Origin of the sequence: Pseudomonas sp. NPDC089996 (assembly GCF_044748405.1) — a bacterium.
In the GTDB taxonomy this organism is placed as follows: Bacteria; Pseudomonadota; Gammaproteobacteria; order Pseudomonadales; family Pseudomonadaceae; genus Aquipseudomonas.
Window position 1 is genome coordinate 34,013 of the sequence record NZ_JBIVGA010000008.1, and the last position, 24,394, is coordinate 58,406.

Annotated in this window: 19 protein-coding genes; 7 read left to right on the forward strand and 12 right to left on the reverse strand. The window is 61.4% G+C overall.

Features of this window, described 5'->3' with window-relative positions; genetic code table 11:
• Window positions 1-228: 228 nt before the first annotated feature.
• From ACIPW4_RS15585 to fabB, 5 genes are all read left to right on the forward strand, one after another.
• Window positions 229-2,376 (forward strand): TonB-dependent receptor plug domain-containing protein, encoded by a 2,148-nt coding sequence (locus tag ACIPW4_RS15585; RefSeq protein ID WP_400659207.1) that lies wholly within the window; start codon window positions 229-231, stop codon window positions 2,374-2,376.
• Window positions 2,376-3,266 carry an ABC transporter substrate-binding protein gene (locus tag ACIPW4_RS15590; protein ID WP_400659209.1) on the forward strand — a complete coding sequence of 297 codons (891 nt, stop codon included), beginning with the start codon at window positions 2,376-2,378 and terminating at the stop codon, window positions 3,264-3,266. The genes ACIPW4_RS15585 and ACIPW4_RS15590 overlap by 1 nt, the downstream gene beginning before the upstream one ends.
• Complete coding sequence (locus ACIPW4_RS15595; protein ID WP_400659210.1) at window positions 3,263-5,194, forward strand: response regulator; 1,932 nt, start codon at window positions 3,263-3,265, stop codon at window positions 5,192-5,194. The genes ACIPW4_RS15590 and ACIPW4_RS15595 overlap by 4 nt, the downstream gene beginning before the upstream one ends.
• A gap of 202 nt (window positions 5,195-5,396) precedes the next feature.
• On the forward strand, window positions 5,397-5,912 hold the full coding sequence (gene fabA, locus ACIPW4_RS15600; protein WP_012315334.1) for a 3-hydroxyacyl-[acyl-carrier-protein] dehydratase FabA: 516 nt from the start codon (window positions 5,397-5,399) through the stop codon (window positions 5,910-5,912).
• Window positions 5,913-5,923: 11 nt separating this feature from the next.
• A complete protein-coding gene (gene fabB, locus ACIPW4_RS15605) occupies window positions 5,924-7,144 on the forward strand; it encodes a beta-ketoacyl-ACP synthase I (RefSeq protein WP_400659212.1) in 1,221 nt (406 codons plus the stop codon).
• A gap of 95 nt (window positions 7,145-7,239) precedes the next feature.
• Here fabB and ACIPW4_RS15610 read toward each other — a convergent pair whose 3' ends face one another.
• Window positions 7,240-8,244: an amidohydrolase family protein gene (locus ACIPW4_RS15610; RefSeq protein WP_400659214.1), complete on the reverse strand. Its 1,005-nt coding sequence runs from the start codon at window positions 8,242-8,244 to the stop codon at window positions 7,240-7,242.
• A gap of 115 nt (window positions 8,245-8,359) precedes the next feature.
• Between ACIPW4_RS15610 and ACIPW4_RS15615 the strand changes: the two genes are divergently transcribed.
• Window positions 8,360-9,223 carry a pirin family protein gene (locus ACIPW4_RS15615; protein ID WP_400659216.1) on the forward strand — a complete coding sequence of 288 codons (864 nt, stop codon included), beginning with the start codon at window positions 8,360-8,362 and terminating at the stop codon, window positions 9,221-9,223.
• Between the two features lie 115 nt (window positions 9,224-9,338).
• Here the strand turns inward: ACIPW4_RS15615 and ACIPW4_RS15620 are convergent, their stop codons facing one another.
• The 4 genes from ACIPW4_RS15620 to ACIPW4_RS15635 all read right to left on the reverse strand — a co-directional run bounded on the left by ACIPW4_RS15620 (window position 9,339) and on the right by ACIPW4_RS15635 (window position 13,077).
• The gene (locus ACIPW4_RS15620) at window positions 9,339-10,064 is read right to left on the reverse strand and encodes a dienelactone hydrolase family protein (protein ID WP_400659218.1); all 726 of its coding nucleotides are present in this window, start codon (window positions 10,062-10,064) and stop codon (window positions 9,339-9,341) included.
• Between the two features lie 81 nt (window positions 10,065-10,145).
• Window positions 10,146-12,053 carry a molecular chaperone HtpG gene (htpG, locus tag ACIPW4_RS15625; RefSeq protein ID WP_400659220.1) on the reverse strand — a complete coding sequence of 636 codons (1,908 nt, stop codon included), beginning with the start codon at window positions 12,051-12,053 and terminating at the stop codon, window positions 10,146-10,148.
• 68 nt (window positions 12,054-12,121) lie between these two features.
• Window positions 12,122-12,604, reverse strand: coding sequence for a PaaI family thioesterase (locus tag ACIPW4_RS15630; protein ID WP_400659222.1), 483 nt, complete (start codon window positions 12,602-12,604; stop codon window positions 12,122-12,124).
• A complete protein-coding gene (locus tag ACIPW4_RS15635) occupies window positions 12,601-13,077 on the reverse strand; it encodes a PaaI family thioesterase (protein ID WP_400659224.1) in 477 nt (158 codons plus the stop codon). The genes ACIPW4_RS15630 and ACIPW4_RS15635 overlap by 4 nt, the downstream gene beginning before the upstream one ends.
• 154 nt (window positions 13,078-13,231) lie before the next feature.
• Here ACIPW4_RS15635 and ACIPW4_RS15640 point away from each other — a divergent pair, with 154 nt between their 5' ends.
• Window positions 13,232-13,513 carry a hypothetical protein gene (locus ACIPW4_RS15640; protein ID WP_400659226.1) on the forward strand — a complete coding sequence of 94 codons (282 nt, stop codon included), beginning with the start codon at window positions 13,232-13,234 and terminating at the stop codon, window positions 13,511-13,513.
• Window positions 13,514-13,581: 68 nt separating this feature from the next.
• On the opposite strand, the gene ACIPW4_RS15645 is transcribed toward ACIPW4_RS15640, so the two are convergent.
• From ACIPW4_RS15645 to ACIPW4_RS15675, 7 genes are all read right to left on the reverse strand, one after another.
• Window positions 13,582-14,331 (reverse strand): DUF599 domain-containing protein, encoded by a 750-nt coding sequence (locus ACIPW4_RS15645; protein ID WP_400659227.1) that lies wholly within the window; start codon window positions 14,329-14,331, stop codon window positions 13,582-13,584.
• Between the two features lie 183 nt (window positions 14,332-14,514).
• On the reverse strand, window positions 14,515-15,828 hold the full coding sequence (gene brnQ, locus ACIPW4_RS15650) for a branched-chain amino acid transport system II carrier protein (RefSeq protein WP_400659229.1): 1,314 nt from the start codon (window positions 15,826-15,828) through the stop codon (window positions 14,515-14,517).
• Between the two features lie 477 nt (window positions 15,829-16,305).
• Window positions 16,306-17,190 (reverse strand): succinate--CoA ligase subunit alpha, encoded by an 885-nt coding sequence (sucD, locus tag ACIPW4_RS15655; protein ID WP_016393102.1) that lies wholly within the window; start codon window positions 17,188-17,190, stop codon window positions 16,306-16,308.
• Window positions 17,190-18,356 (reverse strand): ADP-forming succinate--CoA ligase subunit beta, encoded by a 1,167-nt coding sequence (sucC, locus tag ACIPW4_RS15660; RefSeq protein WP_028632226.1) that lies wholly within the window; start codon window positions 18,354-18,356, stop codon window positions 17,190-17,192. The genes sucD and sucC overlap by 1 nt, the downstream gene beginning before the upstream one ends.
• Window positions 18,357-18,528: 172 nt before the next feature.
• A complete protein-coding gene (gene lpdA, locus ACIPW4_RS15665) occupies window positions 18,529-19,965 on the reverse strand; it encodes a dihydrolipoyl dehydrogenase (protein WP_400659231.1) in 1,437 nt (478 codons plus the stop codon).
• A gap of 95 nt (window positions 19,966-20,060) precedes the next feature.
• Window positions 20,061-21,284: a 2-oxoglutarate dehydrogenase complex dihydrolipoyllysine-residue succinyltransferase gene (gene odhB / locus ACIPW4_RS15670; protein ID WP_400659233.1), complete on the reverse strand. Its 1,224-nt coding sequence runs from the start codon at window positions 21,282-21,284 to the stop codon at window positions 20,061-20,063.
• Window positions 21,285-21,326: 42 nt separating this feature from the next.
• The gene (locus ACIPW4_RS15675) at window positions 21,327-24,158 is read right to left on the reverse strand and encodes a 2-oxoglutarate dehydrogenase E1 component (RefSeq protein WP_400659235.1); all 2,832 of its coding nucleotides are present in this window, start codon (window positions 24,156-24,158) and stop codon (window positions 21,327-21,329) included.
• Between the last annotated feature and the right edge of the window lie 236 nt (window positions 24,159-24,394).

The window sequence follows — 24,394 nt, forward strand, 5'->3', positions numbered from 1 at the left end:
TCAATCCGTTAAAGCCATTAAGTTAAGTGGCGACCCGCTCATTATACGATTCCCCTGCCAAGCGCCAAGGCTGGCAACACCGATGACACTATCATGGCCACGTTGCAACACATGTGGAGCGGCTTTAGCCGCGATGCGCCGCGCGGGCGGCGCTCGATTTACGCCACGCTGCACATTTGAAAGCGAGCACACCACTGCACACTGGCAAAACCGCCTCGGTCAGTTAACATGCCTGTTTCAATCCTGAGACAAGGCTGTCCTGTGTTGCCCGGCCCGCCCCCCTACCCTCGCCTGCTGTTGCTGACTGCCCTGATCGGCGGTTCGGCCATGGCCGATGACTTGTTCATCGACAACACCGACCTGCCGCAGGTTCTGACCGCCACTCGCCTGAAGCAATCCCCGGCAGCGGTGCCAGGCAGCATGACCGTGCTCGACAACGAGCTGATCCGCGCCAGCGGCGCCCGCGACATCCCCGAACTGTTGCGACTGGTACCCGGAATGATGATCGGCTATGGCGCCGGCAACCAGCCCACCGTCAACTACCACGGCAGCAACGTCAGCGATGCACGACGCATGCAGGTGCTGATCGACGGCCGCTCGGTCTACCGCGCAGGCCTGGCCACCGTGGACTGGAGCGACATTCCGGTGGCCATCGAGGACATCGAGCGAATCGAGGTGTTCCGCGGCCCCAATACGGTCAGTTACGGTGCCAACGCACTGATGGCGGTGGTCAACATCCTCACCCGCAACCCGGCCGACAGCCACGGCACACGGATGAAACTGACCCGCGGCCAGGATGGCATCAACGACTATTACCTCAGCCACGGCTTTGGTTGGGACGGGGGCGACCTGCGCTTGTCGGTGTCTGGCCAGCAGGACGATGGCTTCGACGAGAACCAGTTCGGCCTGGACTACCGCGACAGCCGCCGCCTGAACCGCTTCAACCTCAGTGTCAGCCACGTGCTGGCGCCGGACCAGACTCTGGAATGGCAACTGGCGGCCAAGGAAGGCAGCAACCAGCGGCCATATACCTACCAGCCAGTGTTCCCCTATGTCACCCAGGCCGGCGACAACGCCGACGTGAACGCCAAGGACTACGCCGGTTCGGTACGCTGGAACATCGATTTCAACCCCGAGCACAGCCTGTATGTACAGGGATCGGCCCAGCATTTCGACCGCCAGCAAGTCTGGCGTGCCTGCGATGCGGCGCTGTCGTTCAGCCCTGAGCTGACCCGCTTGTGGCAGATGAATCCCGACTTCGCCGAAAAGGTCGCCCGCGGCGCGAACAACCCGCCGAGCAGCAGCAACCCCGAAGAACAGGCCCTGGTCGATGCGATCAAGGACCAGTGGAACAATCAGGGCGGCAAGAATGTGGTCTGCGGCGATGTCGACCAGAGCACCCGGGAAACCCGCTACGACCTGGAAGTGCAGGACACGCTCAGCCTGACCGACAGCCTGCGCCTGCTCAGCGGCATGAACTACCGCTATGATCGCGCCGATTCGCAGACGTACTTCAATGGCAGCATCGACGATCAGACCTGGCGCCTGTTCGGCCAGCTGGAATGGCGCGCCGACGAGCACTGGATCATCCAGGGCGGGGCGATGCTCGAGGATTCGCGCCTGTCCGGCAGCTCCCTCACCCCACGCATGGCGGTCAACTACCTGATCACCCCGCGCCACGGCCTGCGTGCGGTTTACTCAGAGGCGGTGCGCTCGCCCGACATGTTCGAGAACAACGTCAACTGGAGCTACACGGTCAAGAACCTGACCCCCGCCGCGTTCGGCCAGCGTAATGCCGAATACTTCGTCAAGACACGCGGCCCGGGCGACCTCGACCAGGAACGCATGCGCTCGCGCGAGCTGGGTTACAACGGCTACTTCAGCGACATCGACCTGAACATGGATGTGAAGCTGTTCTACGACGAGATCACCGGAATGATCAGCGAGCCCCTGAAGAACAATCAGTACGTTGCCAGCAACGCCAACAAGGCCCGCTTCACCGGCAGCGAGGCGCAGTTCGACTGGCGCCTGGCGCCACGCGATCGCTTGCGCCTGACCTATGCCTACGTCGATGCCTGGGCCAGCAACCCCGCCGACCGCCGCCTAAGCGCGCGCAACAGTGGTTCGGCAGGGTGGATGCGCGACTGGGGCGAAGGCTGGTCCAGCGCGCTGTTCTATTACGGTGACGACGCCCTCAACACGTACCGATACGAGCGCATTGACCTGCGCGTGGCCAGGCGTTTCCGCATCCAGGGCAGTACCCTGGAGCTGGCCGCGCTCTGGCAGCAACGCCTGGACGACCAGCCCACTACCGTGGAGCAGAACCGTTATGACAGCCGCCATCGCTTGAGCGTGAGCGCGGAGCTGGAGTTCTGATGGCCCGGCTGCTGCGCCTGCTGCTGTTCTGCCTGTGGCCACTGGGAACGCTGTCCGCCAGCGAAATCCTGCTGGTTGGCGGCGAAGACCAGCTTGGCGTGCGCAGCTTCGTCGAAGCCCTGCAAAGCCGCCGCAGCCATGACCAGGTCCGCTTCCAGAGCGTCACTCAGCTGAGCCGCCCCGGCCAGCTCAAAGCTGACGTGCGCCTAGTGCTGCTCGATAGCGCCGCGCTGGACTGGCGCCTGGCTGAAAGCAGCGGCCCACCTGCCCTGGCCATGCGTATCAGCCGGGTACAGGCTGAACAACGCCTGGGAAAGTCGCGCCCTGCGTACCTGACCCTGCTGTGGAGCGACCCGCCCATGGCCCGGCAACTGCGCCTGGCCCGCTACCTGTTGCCGCAAGCCCAGCGCATCGGCGTGCTGTACGGTGAGCACAGCCACTTCCTGCTCGATGAACTGCGCCAGGCGGCACGCCCGCTGGGCCTGGAAATCGTCGCCCAGGACTGGCCGGACCCGCGCGACAGCCGCCCCTTGCAGCACCTGCTGGCCAACAGCGACGTGCTGCTCGGCCTCGACGACCCCGAGTTGTACAACTCGAAGACGGCGAAAAACCTGCTGCTCAGCAGCTATGGCCGGCAAATGGCGCTGATCGGCCCGAACGCCGGCTTCGTCCGCGCTGGCGCCCTGGCCAGTACCTACAGCGACCAGGACGACTGGCTGGCAGTGCTCGACCAGTTGCTCGATCAGCCCCCGGCGCGCTGGCCGCGGAGCCTGTACCCGGCACGCTACGGCGTCAGCGGCAACCAGCAGGTGGCGCGCGCCCTGGGCCTTGAACCGATTGATCCGAACGCCACTGCCAAGGCCCTGGCCGAAGGAGAACCCACCCCATGAGCAAACGCCTGAGCTGGGACATCCACACCCGCACCCAGATCATCAGCCTGGGACCGGCACTTTTGCTGACGCTGCTGTTGATCAGCTTCTTCACCTTCGTGCGCATCCAGGATCTGCGCCAGGAGCTGAACCACACCGGGCAGCTGATCGCCAACCAGCTGGCGCCCGCCTCCGAGTACGGCGTCATCTCCGGTAACAATGAAGTTCTCGAAGGCCTGATGCGCGCCACCCTGAGCATCCCGCACGTGCGCTTCCTCGAGGTGCAGGACAGCCGCAATCACATCCTGGTTTACGTGGAGCAACAGGACGAGAGCAGCAACCGGGCGCAACAGGTGGAAGTGTTCCAGGCGCCGATCCGCCTGCAGCAGATCCGCCTGGACAACGACTTCCTGCAGCAGGGCAAGGCACCGACGCCGGCCATCGGCGATGACTACCTGGGCCGAGTGATCGTCGGCATGTCGGACGATGCCTTCAGCCAGCGCCAGCAGGAAATCGTGATCAAGGCCGGCATCCTGGCACTGTTCGCCCTGCTGTTCACGTTTCTCCTCGCCCGCCGCCTGGCCATGAGCCTGGCCAAGCCGATCAGCGACATGGGCCATGCGGTCAAGGCCATCCAGCAGGGTGAATACGACGCACCGCTGCCGGTGGTCGACGACAGCGAACTCGGCCACCTTGCGCGCCATATCAACAACCTGGCCAACGCCCTGGACCAGGCCAGCGCCGAACAGAAGCAAGCCATCGCCCAGTTGATCCAGGCACGCGAGGAAGCCGAACAGGCCAACGGCGCCAAGTCCGAGTTCCTGGCAATGATGAGCCACGAGCTGCGAACCCCGATGAACGGCGTGCTCGGCATGCTGCAACTGCTGGAAACCACCCAGCTGACCAGTGAACAGGCCGAATACACGGCGGTGGCCAGCGAATCGACCGGGCACCTGCTGAAGGTCATCAATGACATCCTCGACTTCTCGCGCATCGAACGCACAACGTTGCAACTCGAACACATCGACTTCAATCTGGTCGACCTGATCACCAGCAGCGTGCAGTCGTTCCAGCACAGTGCCCAGCAGCGCGGTCTGGACTTGCACTTGCAGCTACCGGCGGAAGATGCACATCCACAGGTGGTCGGCGACCCGACGCGCATCCGTCAAATTCTGCTCAACCTGATTGGCAACGCCCTGAAGTTCACCGAGCGCGGCCAGGTTCAGGTCGAGGCGCGCTGGCAGCTGCTCGACCGGCAATTGCTGTGGTTCACCTGCAGCGTGCGTGACACCGGCATCGGTATCGACAGCGAACGCCTGGAAATGATGTTCGTCGCGTTCCAGCAGGCCGACAGTTCGATTTCGCGGCGCTATGGCGGCACCGGACTGGGCCTGTCGATCGCCCGCACCCTGGCCGAACGCATGGGTGGCAAGCTGCGCGGCGAAAGTCGCGAAGGGCTGGGCTCGACATTCACCCTGGAAATGCCGCTACCCCTGGCCAGCACCCTACCCACCGTGTTGCCCGGCGCCTCGCAGGGTAGCGCGCCGCTTGAGGTGGGCAAACGCATCCTGCTGGTGGAGGACAATCCGGTCAATCAAAGCGTGATCGAAGCCATGTTAAGGAGTCTGGGGATGGAGGTCAGTGTCGCCCACGACGGCCTGCAGGCAGTGGAACAGGTCAGCCAGCAGCAATTCGCAGCTGTACTGATGGATTGCCGCCTGCCCCAGGTGGATGGCTACGAAGCCACCCGGCGCATCCGCCTGTTGCCGGCATGCGACCAGTTGCCGATCATCGCCCTGACCGCCAACGCCTTGCAGGGTGACCGCGAGCGTTGCATGGCTGCCGGCATGAATGATTACCTGAGCAAACCCTTCCGTCGCACCGAATTGCAGCGGATATTGCAGCGCTGGTTACCCGGACGGACAGCGGCGACTGGCGATAAATGCTAAAGTGCGGCAGTCTTAAGTACTGGACAGGACCTTGTTCGGACCTGAAAATAGACGTTTCAGTGCACACCTGTACTTCTTTCACCAGGTGCACTGTGACTTTCACCACAACGCAATAGTCTACCTGTAGGCTGCCGATCCAGAAGCAAGAAGGGTCGGCCGGGAAGATTCATCCCCTGCCACAGGGGGTTATTGAGGAGCTCGCATGACCAAACAACACGCCTTTACTCGGGAAGACCTGCTGCGCTGCAGTCGCGGTGAGCTGTTCGGCCCAGGTAATGCGCAACTGCCCGCGCCGAACATGCTGATGGTCGATCGCATCACCCATATCAGCGAAGAAGGCGGCAAGTACGGCAAAGGTGAATTGGTCGCCGAGCTGGATATCACCCCGGACCTGTGGTTCTTCGCCTGCCACTTCGAAGGCGACCCGGTGATGCCGGGCTGCCTGGGCCTCGACGCCATGTGGCAGCTGGTCGGCTTCTTCCTCGGCTGGCAAGGCCTGCCGGGCCGTGGCCGTGCGCTGGGTTCGGGCGAAGTGAAATTCTTCGGCCAGGTACTGCCTACCGCCAAGAAAGTCACCTACAACATCCACATCAAGCGCGTCCTGAAGGGCAAGCTGAACATGGCCATCGCCGATGGCTCGGTCAGCGTTGATGGCCGCGAGATCTACACTGCCGAAGCCCTGCGGGTCGGCGTGTTCACCTCCACTGACAATTTCTAAGGGTTATTCGCATGCGCCGCGTCGTTATCACTGGTCTGGGCATCGTATCGTGCCTGGGCAATGACAAAGCTACCGTCACCGAAAACCTGCGCAACAGCCGTCCGGGTATCCGTTACAACCCGGAATACAAGGAACAGGGGCTGCGTAGCCAGGTTTCCGGCTCCATCGACCTCAACCTCGAAGAACTTATCGACCGCAAGGTCTACCGCTTCGTCGGCCACGCTGCTGCCTACGCCTACCTGGCGATGCAGGACGCGATCAAGGATTCCGGCCTGACCGAAGAGCAGGTGTCCAACCCGCGTACCGGCCTGGTTGCCGGCTCCGGCGGCGCCTCGACCCTGAACCAGATGGAAGCGCTGGATACCCTGCGCGAAAAAGGCGTCAAGCGCGTCGGCCCATACCGCGTCACCCGCACCATGGGCAGCACCGTATCGGCGTGCCTGGCCACCCCGTTCAAGATCAAGGGCATCAACTACTCGATCTCGTCGGCCTGTGCCACGTCCGCACACTGCATCGGCACCGCCCTGGAGCAGATCCAGTGGGGCAAGCAGGACATCGTCTTCGCTGGTGGCGGTGAAGAAGAGCACTGGAGCCAGTCGTTCCTGTTCGATGCCATGGGCGCCCTGTCGACCAAGCGCAACGAAACCCCGGAACTGGCTTCGCGCGCCTATGACGCCGACCGTGACGGCTTCGTCATCGCTGGCGGCGGCGGCATGGTCGTGGTCGAGGAACTGGAACACGCCCTCGCCCGCGGCGCCAAGATCTACGCCGAAATCGTCGGCTACGGTGCAACTTCCGACGGCTACGACATGGTCGCGCCGAGCGGCGAAGGCGCCATCCGCTGCATGCAGCAGGCGCTGTCCACCGTCGACACCCCGATCGACTACCTGAACACCCACGGCACCTCGACCCCAGTGGGCGACGTGGCCGAGATGAAGGGCGTACGCGAAGTGTTCGGCGACAAGGCACCGAAGATCAGCTCGACCAAGAGCCTGTCGGGCCACTCGCTGGGCGCCGCTGGCGTACACGAGGCGATCTACTGCCTGCTGATGATGGAGAACAACTTCATCGCCGGCTCCGCCAACATCGACGAGCTGGACCCGGAAGTCGCCGACCTGCCGGTACTGAAGAAAACCGAAGAGAACGCCAAGATCGACACGGTCATGAGCAACAGCTTCGGCTTCGGCGGTACCAATGCCACCCTGGTGCTCAAGCGCTGGACTGGTAAGTAAGACGCTGCTGCGGCAAACAGAAACGCCCCGACTGGTTCGGGGCGTTTTCATTCGTGTTGCCTGTACCGACCTCTTCGCGGGGCCAGTGAAGGCGACTACCGACTTTTGGGCAACACCGCCAGGAAATTCTCTTTGGCCACTTTACTGGCCACATCTTCCGGCAAGGCATCCAGAAACGGCACGAACCCGTGCATCTGCTCCCCCACGCTGCCAAACCGCCCCACTACATCCGACCCCAGCATGAACCGCTCCGGGTATCGCTCGACCAATGCCACCCACTCCTTGCGCGGCACACCCTGCTCGTCCAGCAGATACGGCCTCAGCACGCTCCACGACAAATCCACATACAAATTCGGATAGTCCGCCAGTAATCGCGTCAGTACTGGCAGAAGGAAGTCCATCTGCGTCTGGTGCCTGTGAATTTCCATGCTGCTCCCCGCATGCGCCCAGATGAACCGGGTATGTGGGTGATTGCGCAGCGGCTCTTCGATCTCGGCCAGGTACAGCGGATTACGCTCACGCTTGGAGGTGATGTTCGAGTGGAGCAACACTGGCATGTCGCGCTCCGCCGCCAGGTGATAGATACGGGTCATCGCCTCGTTGTTGGCCCGCGGCGTATCGCCACTGGTGAGTGCGGTGAGGTCGTCATGCCGGGTGAACACTTCGCCAATCCCCTGCCATAGTCCCGGGTTGAGTTCGAGCATGCGCTCGATATGGCTGACGGCATTCTTGTCCACCGGGTTGAAACCCGTCAGAAACGGATGAAAGCGCTTTCGCTGCTCGGCCGGCAGCTTTTCCAGCGCAGCAGCAACGTAGGTATCCGTGGCGCTGTACCAATAGGCATCGGCGTCGTCACCGGCGTAATAACGTGGGCGCTTGGGCTCGTCTTCATGCCACTTTTTGGCCACCGGGATGCCGGAAATCATCGAATGCTCGACGCCTGCATCATCCATGGCCTTGATCAGCGCCGGCATGCCCTCGGTCTCCTGGAAGAAGTCCAGGTAGTGCAGATGAGCGTCACTGAAGCGATAGTCACGGGCTTGGGCCGCCTGGCATAACCAGCCAGACAACAGCATGCAGGCCAGCGCTCTGGCAATCATGGGCTACTTCCTTCTGCGGGCTTGAACAGGGTAGACCGACCCGCCAGCGCAACGGTTCAGCATTGCCCGGCAAACCGCTATGCTTGAGGCATTTCATCCTCGCCTGGAGCCCGTCATGAGCAGCCCTCTGATCATCCGCCCACGCGCCGAGTCGGTCGAGGGCCAACCGATCCTGCGCCCGCTGCCTTCGGCCCAGTGCCGCAGCGTCGGCCCGTTCGTGTTCTTCGACCATATGCTCGAGACCGACTACGCGCCAGGCCATGGCATGGATATCCGCCAGCACCCGCACATCGGCCTGTCCACGCTGACGTACCTGTTCGAAGGCGCGATCCTGCACAAGGACAGCCTGGGCTCGGAGCAACGCGTACTGCCGGGCGATGTGAGCTGGATGACCGCCGGCAAAGGTGTGGCGCATGTCGAGCGTACGCCTGCGGACGCCTTGACCCATGGCTCACGTTTGCATGGGCTGCAGGTGTGGCTGGCCTCGCCACAAGCCCTCGAACAGGGCGAGCCGAGCTACAGTCACCATCCGGCAGCGAGCCTGCCGGTCAGTGACAATCTGGGCGTGCGTATCTGCATGATTGCCGGCAGCGGGTTCTGCCTGGAATCCCCGGTGCCGGTGCTCTCCCCTACCCTTTATGCGCATGTGCTGATGAAGTTGGCTACCACGCTGGCGGTGCCTGATGAGCATGCGCAGCGGGCGCTGTATCTGCTCGAGGGTGAGCTGACCATGGACGGCGAACAGGTCGAGGCCTGCAGCCTGGTGGTGCTGCCGGAGGGCGAAGAGGTGACGCTGTATGCCGAGGAGGAATGCCAGTTGGTGCTAATTGGTGGCGAGCCGCTGGATGGGCCACGGAGGATGAACTGGAATTTTGTGGCCAGTGATGGGGAGCTGATCGAGCAGGCCCGGGCCAAGTGGGCTGCGGGGGATTGGCCGGTGGTGCCTGGGGAAACCTCTAGAATCGAGCTGCCTCGCTGATCTGGGGGCTGCTCTGCAGCCCTTTCGCGACACAAGGCCGCTCCTACAGGGAACTGCGCAATCCTGTAGGAGCGGCCTTGTGTCGCGAAAGGGCCGCGAAGCGGCCCCAGCGATATCAGCGCTGGAACACTTCGCTGAGCAGGTTGTGCATCGCGCGGAACGCCCGCTCCGAGGTGCGACGGTCATACTGCATCTTGCCGGGTACGTTGGCATTCGGGTCGGTGAACGAATGCACCGCGCCACCGTAGCTCAGCAGCTGCCAGTCCACCTTGGCCGCGTTCATTTCGTCTTCGAACGCCGGCAACTGCTCCTTCGGCACCAGTGGGTCGGCAGCACCGTGCAACACCAGTACCGAGCCCTTGATACGCTTGGCATCTTCAGGGTTCGGGGTATCCAGCGTGCCATGGAACGACACCGCCGCCTTCAGATCGGCACCGGTACGGGCCAGCTCCAGCGCGCAGCAACCACCAAAGCAGAAGCCGAACGTTGCCACCTTGCCCGGCTCCAGCAGCGCCCTGGACTGCCCCAGCAACTGATCCAGGGCCTCCTTCATGCGCTTGCGCAGCTCGCCGCGGTCGTTTTTCAGCGGCATCATCGCCGTCCCGGCCTCATCGGCATTGGACGGGCGCACCGACTGCCCATACAGGTCGGCAATCAGTACCACATAACCTTTCTCGGCCACTTCCTTGGCGATGCGCTCGGCGCCTTCACCGATACCCATCCAGTTCGGCGCCATCACCAGGCCCGGACGGCCCAGCGCACCTGGCTCGTAGACCAGGCGGCTCTCATACGTCTTGCCGGACAGGTGATAGACCAGCGATTCGACGATTACCTTGCTCATCAAGCACTCCTTAGGCACTTTGTTCTTGAAACAGCACGCCATGAAAAAAGCCCGCCGAAGCGGGCTTTGCTATTCATCAACTCAAGCAGACAGCTCGACCAGGAGCTTGTTCAGGCGACGAACGTAAGCCGCCGGGTCCTTCAGGCTGTCACCGGCCGCCAAGGCTGCCTGATCGAAGAGGATGTGCGACAGCTCGGCGAAGCGGTCCTCGCTCTGCTCGTTGTCGAGCTTCTCGATTAGCGGGTGAGTCGGGTTGAACTCGAAGATCGGCTTCGAATCCGGTACCTTCTGGCCACTGGCTTCGAGGATCTGGCGCATCTGCAGGCCGAGGTCCTGCTCACCGATCGCGAGGATCGCCGGCGAGTCGGTCAGGCGGTGCGAGACGCGCACTTCGGCGACGCTTTCACCCAGCGCACCTTTCAGGCGCTCGACCAGGCCCTCTTTGTCCTTGGCCACTTCTTCCTGGGCTTTCTTGTCCTCCTCCGAGTCCAGCTTGCCCAGGTCCAGGTCGCCACGGGCGACATCGACGAATGCCTTGCCGTCGAACTCGTTGAGGTAGCTCATCAGCCACTCGTCGATGCGATCGGTCAGCAGCAGCACCTCGATACCTTTCTTGCGGAAGACTTCCAGGTGCGGGCTGTTCTTGACCTGCGCGTAGGACTCGCCGGTGAGGTAGTAGATCTTGTCCTGGCCTTCTTTGGCACGCGCCAGGTAGTCGGCCAGGGAAACACTCTGCTCGCCGCTATCGTCCTGGGTGGAGGCGAAGCGCAGCAGGCCGGCGATCTTTTCCTTGTTGGCGAAGTCTTCAGCCGGGCCTTCCTTCAGCACCTGGCCAAAGTTCTTCCAGAAGCCCTTGTACTGCTCGGGCTCGTTCTTCGCCAGCTTCTCCAGCATGTCCAGCACGCGCTTGGTCAGCGCGGTCTTCATGGAGTCGATGATCGGGTCTTTCTGCAGGATCTCGCGGGACACGTTCAGCGACAGGTCGTTGGAGTCGACCACACCCTTGATGAAGCGCAGGTACAGCGGCAGGAACGACTCTGCCTGGTCCATGATGAACACGCGCTGCACATACAGTTTCAGGCCACGCGGCGCTTCACGCTGGTACAGGTCGAACGGTGCGCGGGCCGGTACGTACAGCAGCGAGTTGTACTCGAGCTTGCCTTCGACCTTGTTGTGGCTCCAGGCCAGCGGGTTCTCGAAGTCATGGCCGATGTGCTTGTAGAACTCCTGGTATTCCTCGTCCTTCACCTCGGAGCGCGAACGGGTCCACAGGGCGCTGGCGCGGTTGACGGTTTCCCATTCCTGCGCAGGCTTTTCCTCACCCTCGGCAGCTTCGACCTGCTCCTTGGGCAGTTCGATCGGCAGTGCGATATGGTCGGAGTACTTCTTGACCACATTGCGCAGGCGCCAGCCATCGGCGAACTCCTGCTCGTCCTTCTTCAGATGCAGGACGATGCGGGTACCACGCTGCGGCTTGTCGACAGTAGCGACTTCGAACTCGCCCTCGCCCTTCGACGACCAGTGCACGCCTTCAGCGGCCGGCTGGCCGGCGCGGCGACTGAAGACGTCGACCTTGTCGGCAACGATGAAGGCCGAGTAGAAGCCCACACCGAACTGACCGATCAGGTGCGAGTCCTTTTTCTGGTCACCGGTGAGGTTCTTCATGAAGTCGGCGGTGCCGGACTTGGCGATGGTGCCCAGGTGGGCGATGACATCTTCGCGGCTCATGCCGATGCCGTTGTCCTCGAGGGTCACGGTACCGGCGTCCTTGTCGAAGCTCAGGCGGATCTTCAGGTCGGCGTCGTTCTCGAGCAGCTCTGGTTTGGCCAGCGCCTCGAAACGCAGCTTGTCGGCAGCGTCGGAGGCGTTGGAGATCAGCTCACGCAGGAAAATTTCCTTGTTCGAATACAAGGAATGAATCATGAGGTGCAGCAGCTGCTTTACCTCGGTCTGGAAGCCCAGGGTTTCCTTTTGTGTTTCCACACTCATGGTCTTCAAAACTCCGATCTGATGGCAGTGGCGCCTGGCGGCCGGTATGGCCTGCTTTAAGGCGGATGTCATGCAGATGGGGGCTGCCCGGACGATTTCAAGGGCTTTTCCGGTTCGATCTTGAAATGCGCCCGGGCGGTGGCGATGGGTGACTCCCGGTCGGCCTGCCAGGCGGTGATCGCCACGTTGGTCACTCGCCGGCCCTGGCGCCACAACTGGCACTGCGCGTAGGTATCTCGATAATGCCCGGCGCGCAGGTAGTCGATGGAGAAATCGATGATCTTCGGAATGCTCGCGCTCTCACTGTAGATCAACAGATACAGGGCGGCGGAAAGCTCCATGAAACCGGCAATGACACCGCCATGGATGGCCGGCAGCAGCGGGTTGCCGATGTTGTCCTGGCTGGCCGGCAGGCGGAACAGCAGGTCGTTGCCCTCACGCTCGCACTCGATACCGATCAGGCCGGCGTAGGGGATCAAGGCCAGCAAGGGCCGGTAATCGCCGACCGCGTGAGCCGCGTTCAACTGCTGGCGAACATCTTCAGGGATCATGCCCCGCCCTCCTTCAGGCTATTGCCGAAACGGATGCCACCCTTGATCTCCTGACCCAGGCGCATGAAGGTGCCGACCACCTGGCAGATCGGCTGCTCAGGGTCGTCCTGGTAGGCGCAGCCACGGGTGAAGATCACGTCGCGGGTGACCCGGTAGCATTGGGCGTGGCCGTAGATCGGCCTACCGGGCGCAGCCGGGTGCATGTAGTCGATGCGCAGGTCCAGCGTCGGGCACACCTCGAAGCGCGGCAGCACGCACAACGTCGCCATGCCGCACGTGGTATCCATCAGCGTGGTCAAGGCGCCGCCGTGCACCGCGCCGGTCTGTGGGTTGCCGACAATCGCCGGGGACCAGGGCAGGATCAGGGTCATGCCGTCGCTGTCGGCCTGTGCGACGCGCATCTGTAACACTTTGCAATGTTTCAGTGCCGATAGAAAACGCTCGGCCATGGCCAACAAGCTCTGATCATTCATAGGCGAGTTCCGTAAGCAATGCCACGACGGCATGAATTCCGTAAAAAGTCTATATAGTACGGGATGTTATATATCTACAATCTCTGCGGAACTTCTTTCGGGTGGCTGAACTCGAAGAAACAAGTCAATTATTCCACCAAGGAGAAACACCCCCATGCGTAAACCTTTTGCTTTTGCTCTGATGCTGGCTGCTGCCATGGGCCTGGCTGCTTGCGATAAAGCGAGTGAAGACAAAGCCCAGGACGCACAAGAACACCGTGAACAAGCCCAGGAAAAGATGGGTGATGCTCAGGATAAAATGAACGACGCCGCCGAGGAAAACGCCGAAGCTGCCAAAGATCAGGCTGAAGCCGAGCAAAAGGCTGCCGAAGAGGCCGCTCCGGCTACTCCGGCGCCAACTGCACCTGCTACGCCGGCAGAACCTGCCAAGCAGTAATAAGCCAATACAAAGAAACCCGACAATTGTCGGGTTTTTTTGTGCCTGCAGCCTTCGGGTTAAACGTTTCAGTTGCCGACAGCGGAAATTTCCTTGGCCACTTCTGTCGGTGCACTTTCGGTCGGAGTGAATACCATCACGTCCAACACATCGGAATGAAACTCGCGACGATAAAGGATCAGCACCACCCCCACACTCACCACCATGAACAACCACGGGCTGATAAACCACGTCAGCATCGCCATGCCGAAGTAATATGAACGCAGGCCGAAGTTGAACTGGTTGGCCGCGAGCGACAGCACCCGCGCGGCACGCGATGCAAAAGCCTTGCGCTCCAGCTCACTGACCAGGCGCTCACCGATCATCGGCGCAGACCCTACTAGTACTGCAGCAAAGTTGTATTGGCGCATGCACCAGCTGAAGGTAAAGAAGGCGTAGACAAATACAGCCGCCAGGCACAACAGCTTGATTTCCGACATGCCCTGAGAACTCTGCTGCACCAGTGGCAGATCTGCCAACAACGAAAGCGCACGATCGGAAGCCCCCAGCACGGTGAGAATACCGGCAAGGATAATCAGGGTACTGGAAGCAAAGAATGACGCATTGCGCTCCAGGTTGCCGATCACACTGGCATCGGCAATGCGGTTGTCGCGCAGTAACATACGGCGCATCCAGTCTTCCCGGTACAGGTGCAGCACGCTGGCCAGGCACGCAGTATCGCGGCCTTTCCAGATGGCGTAGCGGGTGTAGCCGCCCCAACACAGGGCGAACCAGCAGACGGCCAGGATGTTGTGAAGGTTGCTTTGGAAGAAATTCATGCAGGATTCCCGAGTGACAGATGCACAAAGCATAGTGACCGGGTTTCGACGTCCACAAGCCGCGAAAGGCACACCCTGCAAACGAAAAAGCCCCGCATCCTTTCGGATACGGGGCTTTCGCGCGTACACCCTTGGCGAGCACCCTACGGCTTGTGGCCGGTGCCGCCCTCAGGCTTCAACGCATCAGGCCAACGCTTCGCGCGGCTTGCCAAGCATGCGGTCGCAGGCCACGGCGCCAATCAGCGTCACCACCGACGGCACCAGCCACGCCAAGCCTTGGTCGCTCAGCGGCAGGTGTGCCATGAAATCCGGCAGCACGTGGGCAATTTCACTGCCCTTGATTGCGTCGACGATACCGAACACCAGCGACACCAGCATCACCGGAGCCAGGATGCGGGTCGGCGAGTTCCACAGATCTTTCACGAAACTCAAGCCCACCACCACGATGCATGGCGGATAGATGGCAGTCAGCACCGGGATCGAGAACATGATCAACTTGGTCAGGCCCAGGTTGGAGATCAGCAGCGAGAAGCCCGCCAGGATAATCACCAGTGCACGGTACGACAGCGGCAACATCTGGCTGAAGTACTCGGCGCAGGCGCAGGTCAGGCCCACCGCAGTCACCAGGCACGCCAGGGCGATCAGCACGGCAAGGAAGCCGCTGCCCAGCGAACCGAAGGTATGCTGTACATAAGCGTGCAGAACTGCGGCGCCATTGGTGGCGTCGGCGGCGATATCGTGACTGCTGGCACCCAGGCGGAACAGGCTGATGTACACCAGGGCCAAACCGACACCGGCAATCAGACCGGCGATGATGGCATAGCGGGTGATCAGCTTCGGCGACTCGACACCGCGCGAGCGGATGGCGTTGACGATCACGATACCGAACACCAGTGCACCCAGGGTATCCATGGTCAGATAACCATCGGAGAAGCCTTTGGAGAACGCGGCGGCAGCATAGGCCGGCTGCGCTTCACCAATGGTCCCGGCCGGCAGGGCGAAGGCAGCGATGCCCAGCACCGCCAGGGCGATGATCTTCAAGGGTGCGAGGAAGCGGCCTACGGTATCGAGCAACTTGCCCGGGTACATGGACACCGCCAGTACCACGGCGAAGTACACCAGGCTGTAGATGAACAGCGCCGTCGGGCTTTCACCGGTCAGCGGCGCCACGCCGACTTCGAACGACACGGTAGCGGTCCGCGGGGTCGCAAACAGCGGACCAACCGACAAGTAGCACACGGCCGCCAGCAGGCCACCGAAGAACTTGCCGATCGGGCTGCTCAGGGCATCCATGCCGCCGCCGACCTTGGCCAGCGCGACCACGGTGATGACCGGTAGGCCCACGGCAGTAACCAGGAAGCCCAGGGCCGCCATCCACACGTGCGGGCCAGACTGCAGACCGACGATAGGCGGGAAGATGATGTTGCCGGCGCCCACGAAAAGCGCAAACGTCATAAAGCCAAGCGCCAGGATATCCTGGCCTTTGAGAACTTTCATTTAAGGTAGTACCACACTGCTGAAATCGGGATTCGAGAGGGGATTTCCCTTTGGATGAGGGGAAATGCTGCCCGGCTTGATAGGCCAGACCCGTTTAGCGTGTCGTTCCCTTTTGGGGTACGGGCACAGAGTGAGCGCGTAGATTAACCGTTTTACCCGCTAAACGCACTGCAATGGTGCTGGTTGTCCGATGTGCGTACATGTTTGTCGTCTGCATGACCGGAAACAGTAGGAATTATCTCCAAATTGAAACTTTCGTCCGTACGAAAATTCCTATCAAAGCTATCGAAATATCTTTATAGCCTGCACCGGCCTCTTCGCGGGTAAACCCGCTCCCACAGAGAACCACCACAGGACCTGAAGGTGGTGTTCCCTGTGGGAGCGGGTTATCCGCGAAGAGGCCAGGGCAGGCAGTCCCCAGAAACGACAAAGGCCACCCGAAGGTGGCCTCTGTGCGCGTGGGGGGGTGTCGCTAAATTACTTCTTGGCTTCCCAGCCAGTCAGCTCGGCCAGGGCCTTGCCGATGTCAGCCAGGGAACGCACGGTCTTCACACCAGCGTCCTGCAGCGCGGCGAATTTCTCGTCCGCAGTGCCCTTGCCGCCGGAGATGATGGCGCCAGCGTGGCCCATGCGCTTGCCCGCAGGTGCGGTAACACCGGCGATGTAGGAAACGACTGGCTTGGTGACGTTGGCCTTGATGTAGGCCGCCGCTTCTTCTTCAGCCGAACCGCCGATCTCACCGATCATGACGATCGCTTCGGTCTTCGGATCTTCCTGGAACAGCTTCAGGATGTCGATGAAGTTGGAGCCTGGGATCGGGTCGCCGCCGATACCCACGCAGGTCGACTGACCAAAGCCGGCGTCGGTGGTCTGCTTGACCGCTTCGTAGGTCAGGGTGCCGGAACGCGAAACGATACCGACCTTGCCTGGCAGGTGGATGTGGCCTGGCATGATGCCGATCTTGCACTCGCCCGGAGTGATGACACCAGGGCAGTTAGGGCCGATCAGGGTCACACCCAGTTCGTCACACTTGACCTTGGCATCCAGCATGTCCAGGGTAGGAATGCCTTCGGTGATGCAGACGATCAGCTTGATGCCGCCGAAGGCTGCTTCCAGGATCGAGTCCTTGCAGAAAGGAGCCGGTACGTAGATGACCGAAGCGTCAGCGCCGGTAGCTTCTACGGCTTCTTTCACAGTGTTGAACACTGGCAGGCCCAGGTGAGTGGTGCCACCCTTGCCTGGGGTCACGCCGCCGACCATCTTGGTGCCGTAGGCGATGGCTTGTTCGGAGTGGAAAGTACCCTGCGAGCCGGTGAAGCCCTGGCAGATGACTTTGGTATCTTTATTGATCAGGACGCTCATTACTTGCCCTCCGCAGCTTTGACAACTTGTTGAGCAGCGTCGGTCAGGCTGGTGGCCGCAATGATATTCAAACCGCTTTCTGCCAGTACTTTAGCGCCCAGTTCGGCGTTGTTGCCTTCAAGGCGAACGACAACCGGAACTTTAACGCCGACTTCTTTCACTGCACCGATGATGCCTTCGGCAATCATGTCGCAGCGAACGATGCCGCCGAAGATGTTGACCAGAACGGCCGCGACATTGCTGTCGGACAGAATGATCTTGAACGCTTCGGTAACGCGCTCCTTGGTAGCGCCGCCGCCCACGTCGAGGAAGTTGGCTGGCTTGCCGCCGTGCAGGTTGACGATGTCCATGGTACCCATGGCCAGACCGGCACCGTTGACCATGCAGCCGATGTTGCCTTCGAGGGCAACGTAGTTCAGTTCGAACTTGGCAGCGTGGGCTTCACGGGCGTCGTCCTGCGACGGGTCGTGGAAGGTCTTCAGCTTCGGCTGACGGTACATGGCGTTGGCGTCGATGTTGATCTTGGCATCGAGGCAGTGCAGGTCGCCGTCGGCCTTGATCACCAGCGGGTTCACTTCCAGCAGGGCCAGATCGTGATCCTTGAACAGCTTGGCCAGGCCAACGAAGATCTTGGCGAACTGTTGAACCTGCTTGCCTTCCAGACCCAGCTGGAACGCCAGTTCACGACCCTGGAATGGCTGAGCGCCAACCAGTGGGTCGATGGTAGCCTTGAGGATCTTCTCAGGCGTGTCGTGAGCGACTTTCTCGATGTCCACGCCACCTTCGGTGGAAGCCATGAACACGATACGGCGGCTCGAACGATCCACTACAGCGCCCAGGTACAGCTCTTTGGCGATGTCAGTGCAGGATTCGACCAGAATCTTGGAGACGGGTTGACCGTTGGCGTCGGTCTGGTAGGTAACCAGATTCTTGCCCAACCACTGTGCAGCGAACGCCTTGGCGTCTTCCTTGCTGCGAACCAGCTTGACGCCGCCCGCTTTACCGCGACCACCGGCGTGAACCTGGGCCTTTACAACCCACTCGTTCCCGCCGATCTTGTCGCAGGCTTCTGCTGCAGCTTCAGGGGTGTCGACTGCGAAACCCTTGGAAACTGGCAGGCCGTATTCAGCGAACAGCTGCTTACCCTGATACTCGTGAAGATTCATGCTTTTTACCGTCTTCGTTAGGTACTGCGCTTCGGTGCTGCGCCATTGCCGGCGCCGCACCACCTGTGACCATTGACCCCGGGTTTTCCCGTGTAGTCCGGTCCGGCGAACATTCCGCGGTGAGTCATGCACGCAAGACTCACGACGGGCAGCCCGCCGTGGTTTCTTATAATTAACGCTTCTTACGGTTGGCCACGTGAATGGCGCCGCCATTCACTGCCAGCGCTGCTTCATGCAGCGCTTCGGACAGGGTTGGATGGCTGAAGACCATCATGCCCAGATCCTCGGCACTGGTGCCGAATTCCATTGCGATTGCGCCCTGCTGTACCAGTTCGGCAGCCGATGGGCCAATCACGTGTACACCCAGGACGCGGTCGGTCTTGGCGTCGGCGATGACCTTGACGAAACCACCGGTGTCGTTGGCTGCCATCGCACGGCCGCTGGCCGCGAACGGGAAGGTGCCTACGTTAACCTCAACACCCTCGGCCTTCAAGGCTTGTTCGGTCTTGCCGACCCACGCGATTTCCGGGTGGGTGTAGATGACCGAAGGGATCAGGTCGTAGTTCATCTGGGCCTTGTGACCCTTGATGCGCTCGACGACCATGATGCCCTCTTCCGAAGCCTTGTGCGCCAGCATCATGCCACGCACCACGTCACCGATGGCGAAGACGCCTGGAACGCTGGTGGCACACTGATCGTCGACGAAGATGTAGCCACGCTCGTCGATGGTCACGCCACTGTCGGCGGCCAGCAGGTCGGTGGTCACCGGGCGACGGCCGACCGCAACGATCAGCTTGTCGAAGGTGATCTTCTGCTCGCCTTCGGCGTTGGTGTAGGTCACTTCGACTTCGTTGCCGTTGACTTTCGAGCCGGTGACGCGGGCGCCCAGCTTGATGTCCAGGCCTTGCTTGGTCAGGGTCTTCTGGGCTTCTTTCGACACGGCGGTGTCGGCAGCCATCAGGAAGGTGTCCAGGGCTTCCAGGACGGTGACTTCAGCGCCCAGACGGGCCCATACCGAGCCCAGCTCCAGGCCGATCACGCCAGCACCGATCACGCCCAGGCGCTTGGGTACCGACTGGAATTCCAGAGCGCCGGTGGAGTCGACGATGACGTTCTGGTCGACCGGAGCCGGCGGAATGTCGATCGGACGCGAACCGGAAGCGAGGATCACGTTCTCGGCTTCGATGACTTCGGTGGTGCCGTCAGCCTTGGTGACTTCGACCTTCTTGCCAGCCAGCAGCTTGCCGTGGCCCTGAATCGAGGTAACGCCGTTGGCCTTGAACAGGGTGGCAACGCCGCCGGTCAGGTTCTTGACGATGCCAGCCTTGCGGCCAACCATCGCCGCGACGTCCATCTTCACTTCGCCAGTGGAGATACCGTGGACGTTGAAGCTTTCTTTGGCTTCCTTGTACTTCCAGGAGCTGTCCAGCAGCGCCTTGGACGGAATGCAGCCTACGTTCAGGCAGGTGCCGCCCAGGGCCAGCTTGCCCTCGGCGTCGGTGTACTTCTCGATACAGGCAGTCTTCAGACCAAGTTGTGCGGCCTTGATGGCAGCCACATAGCCGCCAGGACCTGCACCAATTACCACTACGTCGAATTTCTGGGTCATAAAAGATTCCTTATCAGCAACTAGCTACAAGCCAAAAGCTGCAAGCCTACACGCTTCTACTTGAAGCTTGCAGCTTGCAACTCGTGGCTATTCGATTAGATGTCCAGCAGCAGGCGAGACGGATCTTCCAGCAGGTTCTTGATGGTGACCAGGAAGGTTACCGCTTCCTTGCCATCGATCAGGCGGTGATCGTAGGACAACGCCAGGTACATCATCGGGCGGATCACGACTTGGCCGTTGATGGCCATCGGACGCTGGATGATGTTGTGCATGCCGAGAATCGCGGCCTGCGGCGGGTTGACGATCGGGGTCGACATCATCGAACCGAAGGTACCACCGTTGGTGATGGTGAAGGTGCCGCCGGTCATTTCTTCGATGGCCAGCTTGCCGTCACGGGCCTTCTTGCCGAAGGTGGCGATGCCGTTCTCGATCTCGGCCAGGCTCATCGACTCGGCGTTACGCAATACCGGTACCACCAGGCCACGGTCGCTGGACACGGCAACGCCGACGTCGGCAAAACCGTGGTAGACGATGTCGTTGCCGTCGATCGAGGCGTTGACGGCCGGGAAGCGCTTCAGGGCTTCGGTGGCAGCCTTGACGAAGAACGACATGAAGCCCAGGCGCACGCCGTTGTGGGTCTTTTCGAACAGGTCCTTGTACTTCGAACGCAGGGCCATGACTTCGGTCATGTCGACTTCGTTGAAGGTGGTCAGCATGGCCATGTTCGACTGGGCTTCGACCAGACGCTCGGCGATCTTGGCACGCAGGCGGGTCATCGGCACGCGCTTCTCGGTGCGGTCGCCAGCTGCGACGACAACCGGGGCAGCAGCGGCGGCGGCAGGCTTGGCGGCCGGTGCAGCAGCAGGTGCCGACTTCTTGTTGGCAATAGCAGCAACAACGTCTTCCTTGGTGACGCGACCGCCTTTACCGGTACCGGCAACGCCAGCCAGGTCGATGCCGTTCTCTTCGGCCAGCTTGCGCGCGGCCGGCGCAGCAACCGGGTCATCTTCGCCAGCGTCAGCAGCTGCAGCAGCCGGAGCAGCAGCAGGCGCGGCTGCGGCGGCAGGCGCTGCGGCAGCGCCGCCTTCAACGATCGAACCCAGCACTTCGTCGGACAGGACAGTGTCGCCCTCGCCCTTGACGATGGCGCCCAGCACGCCATCAGCGGTGGCCAGAACTTCCAGAACGACCTTGTCGGTCTCGATGTCGACGATCAGGTCGTCACGCTTGACGGCTTCGCCCGGCTGCTTGTGCCAGGTGGCAACGGTGCCGTCGGCAACCGATTCCGGGAAGGTTGGGGCTTTGATCTCGATAGCCATTATCTGTGTTTCCTTAAATTCGGTTTCAGGTGCGCGAAGGCGTTAGACAGTGAAGGCGTCTTGCAGCAGTTTTTCCTGCTGTTCGGCGTGCTTCGAAGCGTAACCACAGGCTGGCGCGGCGGAAGCGTCGCGGCCGGCGTATTCCAGGACCAGTGCCTTGTTGTGGCGGCCCAGGATACGGCGCATGTGGTGCTGGCTGCTGTACCAGGCGCCCTGGTTCATTGGTTCTTCCTGGCACCAGACCGCATGCTTGAGGTTGGTGTATTGCGCCAGGATTTCGACCAGGTCGTCCTCAGGGAACGGATACAGCTGCTCCAGACGCAGGATCGCGATGTCTTCACGGCCTTCGGCACGGCGTTTTTCCAGCAGGTCGTAGTAGACCTTGCCGCTGCACAGCACCAGGCGTTCGACCTTGGCCGGATCGAGGCTGTCGATTTCCGGGATCACGGTCTGGAACGAGCCTTCTGCCAGGTCTTCCAGAGTCGAGATGGCCAGCTTGTGGCGCAGCAGCGACTTCGGTGTCAGGACTACCAGCGGCTTGCGCAGCGGGCGGATGACCTGGCGACGCAGCAGGTGGTAGATCTGTGCCGGGGTGGTCGGTACGCAGACCTGGATGTTGTGCTCGGCGCACAGCTGCAGGTAACGCTCCAGACGCGCGGAGGAGTGCTCCGGCCCCTGCCCTTCATAACCGTGCGGCAGCAGCATGGTCAGACCGCACAGGCGGCCCCACTTGTGCTCGCCGCTGGTGATGAACTGGTCGATCACCACCTGGGCACCGTTGGCGAAGTCGCCGAACTGGGCTTCCCAGATCACCAGCGCGTTCGGCGTGGTGGTCGAGTAGCCGTATTCGAAAGCCAGTACCGCTTCTTCGGAGAGGAAGGAGTCGTACAGGTCGAAACGTGGCTGGCCCGGGAACAGGTTTTTCAGCGGTACGTAGGTGCTGGCGTCCTTCTGGTTGTGCAGCACCGCGTGACGGTGCGAGAAGGTGCCACGGCCGATGTCCTGGCCGGTCATGCGGATCGGGTGACCTTCGAACTGCAGGGTGGCGTAAGCCATGGTCTCTGCATAACCCCAGTTGATCGGCAAGCCACCGGCCTGCATCTTCTGGCGGTCTTCATAGATCTTCGCGACCTGACGCTGGACGACGAAGCCTTCTGGCAGTTCCAGCAGCTTGGCCGACAGGTCCTGCAGGGTCTTGAGGTCGAAGCGGGTGTCGTGACGCGCGGTCCAGGCATGGCCCAGGTACGGACGCCAGTCGACGAACAGCTCGCGGTTCGGCTCCTTGACCAGGCTCTTCACCACGTGCAGGCCGTTGTCCAGGGCGTTGCGGTACTCGTCGATCTTGGCCTGAGCACGCTCGGCGTCGATTCGACCGGCCTGGATCAGCGACTCGGCATACAGCTCACGGGTGGTGCGCTGTTTGGTGATCTGCTGGTACATCAACGGCTGGGTGCCGTTCGGCTCGTCGGCCTCGTTGTGGCCGCGGCGACGGTAGCAGACCAGGTCGATGACCACGTCACGCTTGAACTGCATGCGGTAATCGATGGCCAGCTGGGTCACGAACAGCACGGCTTCCGGATCGTCACCATTGACGTGCAGGATCGGTGCCTGAATCATCTTGGCGACGTCGGTGGCGTACTCGGTGGAGCGCGCGTCCAGCGGGTTGCTGATGGTGAAACCGACTTGGTTGTTGATCACGATGTGCACGGTACCGCCGGTCTTGAAACCGCGGGTCTGCGACATCTGGAAGGTTTCCATGACCACGCCCTGACCGGCGAATGCCGCGTCACCGTGGATCGAGATCGGCAGAACCTTGTCACCCACGGTGTCGTTGCGACGGTCCTGACGGGCACGTACCGAACCTTCCACCACTGGCGAGACGATTTCCAGGTGGGACGGGTTGAACGCCATGGCCAGGTGAACTTCGCCACCGGTGGTCATCACGTTCGAGGAGAAGCCCTGGTGATACTTCACGTCACCGGAGCCCAGCTCGTTCATCTTCTTGCCTTCGAACTCGTCGAACAGCTCGCGCGGGTTCTTGCCGAAGGTGTTCACCAGCACGTTCAGGCGGCCACGGTGGGCCATGCCGATGACGACTTCCTTGGTGCCGTAGGAGCCGGAACGCTGGATCATTTCGTCCAGCATCGGGATCAGGCTCTCGCCGCCTTCAAGGCCGAAGCGCTTGGTGCCCGGGTACTTGGTGCCCAGGTACTTCTCCAGGCCTTCACCGGCAGTCACGCGCTCGAGCAGGTGGGCCTGCACGTCGGCGGAAAACTCCGGACGGCCGCGCACGCTTTCGAGGCGCTGCTGGAACCAGCTACGCTGCTCGGAATCGACGATGTGAGTGAACTCGGCGCCAATGGTGCGACAATATGTCTTCTGGAGTGCATCGAAGATGTCGCGTAGGCTCGCCTCCTCTTTGCCGATGAACAGGTCGCCGGCACGGAAGGTCGTATCAAGATCGGCATTGGTCAAGCCGTAGTGATTGATCGACAGGTCTACGGGCGCAGGGCGCTGCCACAACCCCAACGGGTCGAGCTTGGCAGCCTGATGGCCGCGCATACGATAGGCCTGGATCAGTCGCAGAACTTCAACCTGCTTCTTCTCGTGTTCTGTGCTCACGCTCCCGGCGGAAACCGGTTGGGCGCGGCGCTGGTTCTTTGCCAGCAGTACGAAATGGTCGCGGATCGTCGAGTGCGATACATCGGTAGCGGTGCTGCCATCAGCAGGCAACTTCTGGAAGTAAGTGCGCCACTCTTCTGGCACAGCGTTAGGGTCGTGCAGGTAGAGTTCGTAGAGCTCTTCCACATATGCAGCGTTACCACCTGAAAGGTGGGCGCTTTCCCACATGCGCTGCATCACGCTTTCTTGCATGCTTGGTCACCCTCGGTTAGGGGACTGATCGGCGAGAGCCACAGCAAACCTGGAAAAGTCCGATTAAAGCGACTGAACCACGCCACTTGGATCCTGCTGATTTTCCGGGTACCAGCCCGGAAAGCCCCTGCTGGTCTCATATCTTCATAGGTATCGAGCGCGGGCTTTGTGGGCCCTTGCTCAGGTTTACCTCGGCGCGGGCTCACCACCCGCACCTCGGCTTACTGCAGTTACAA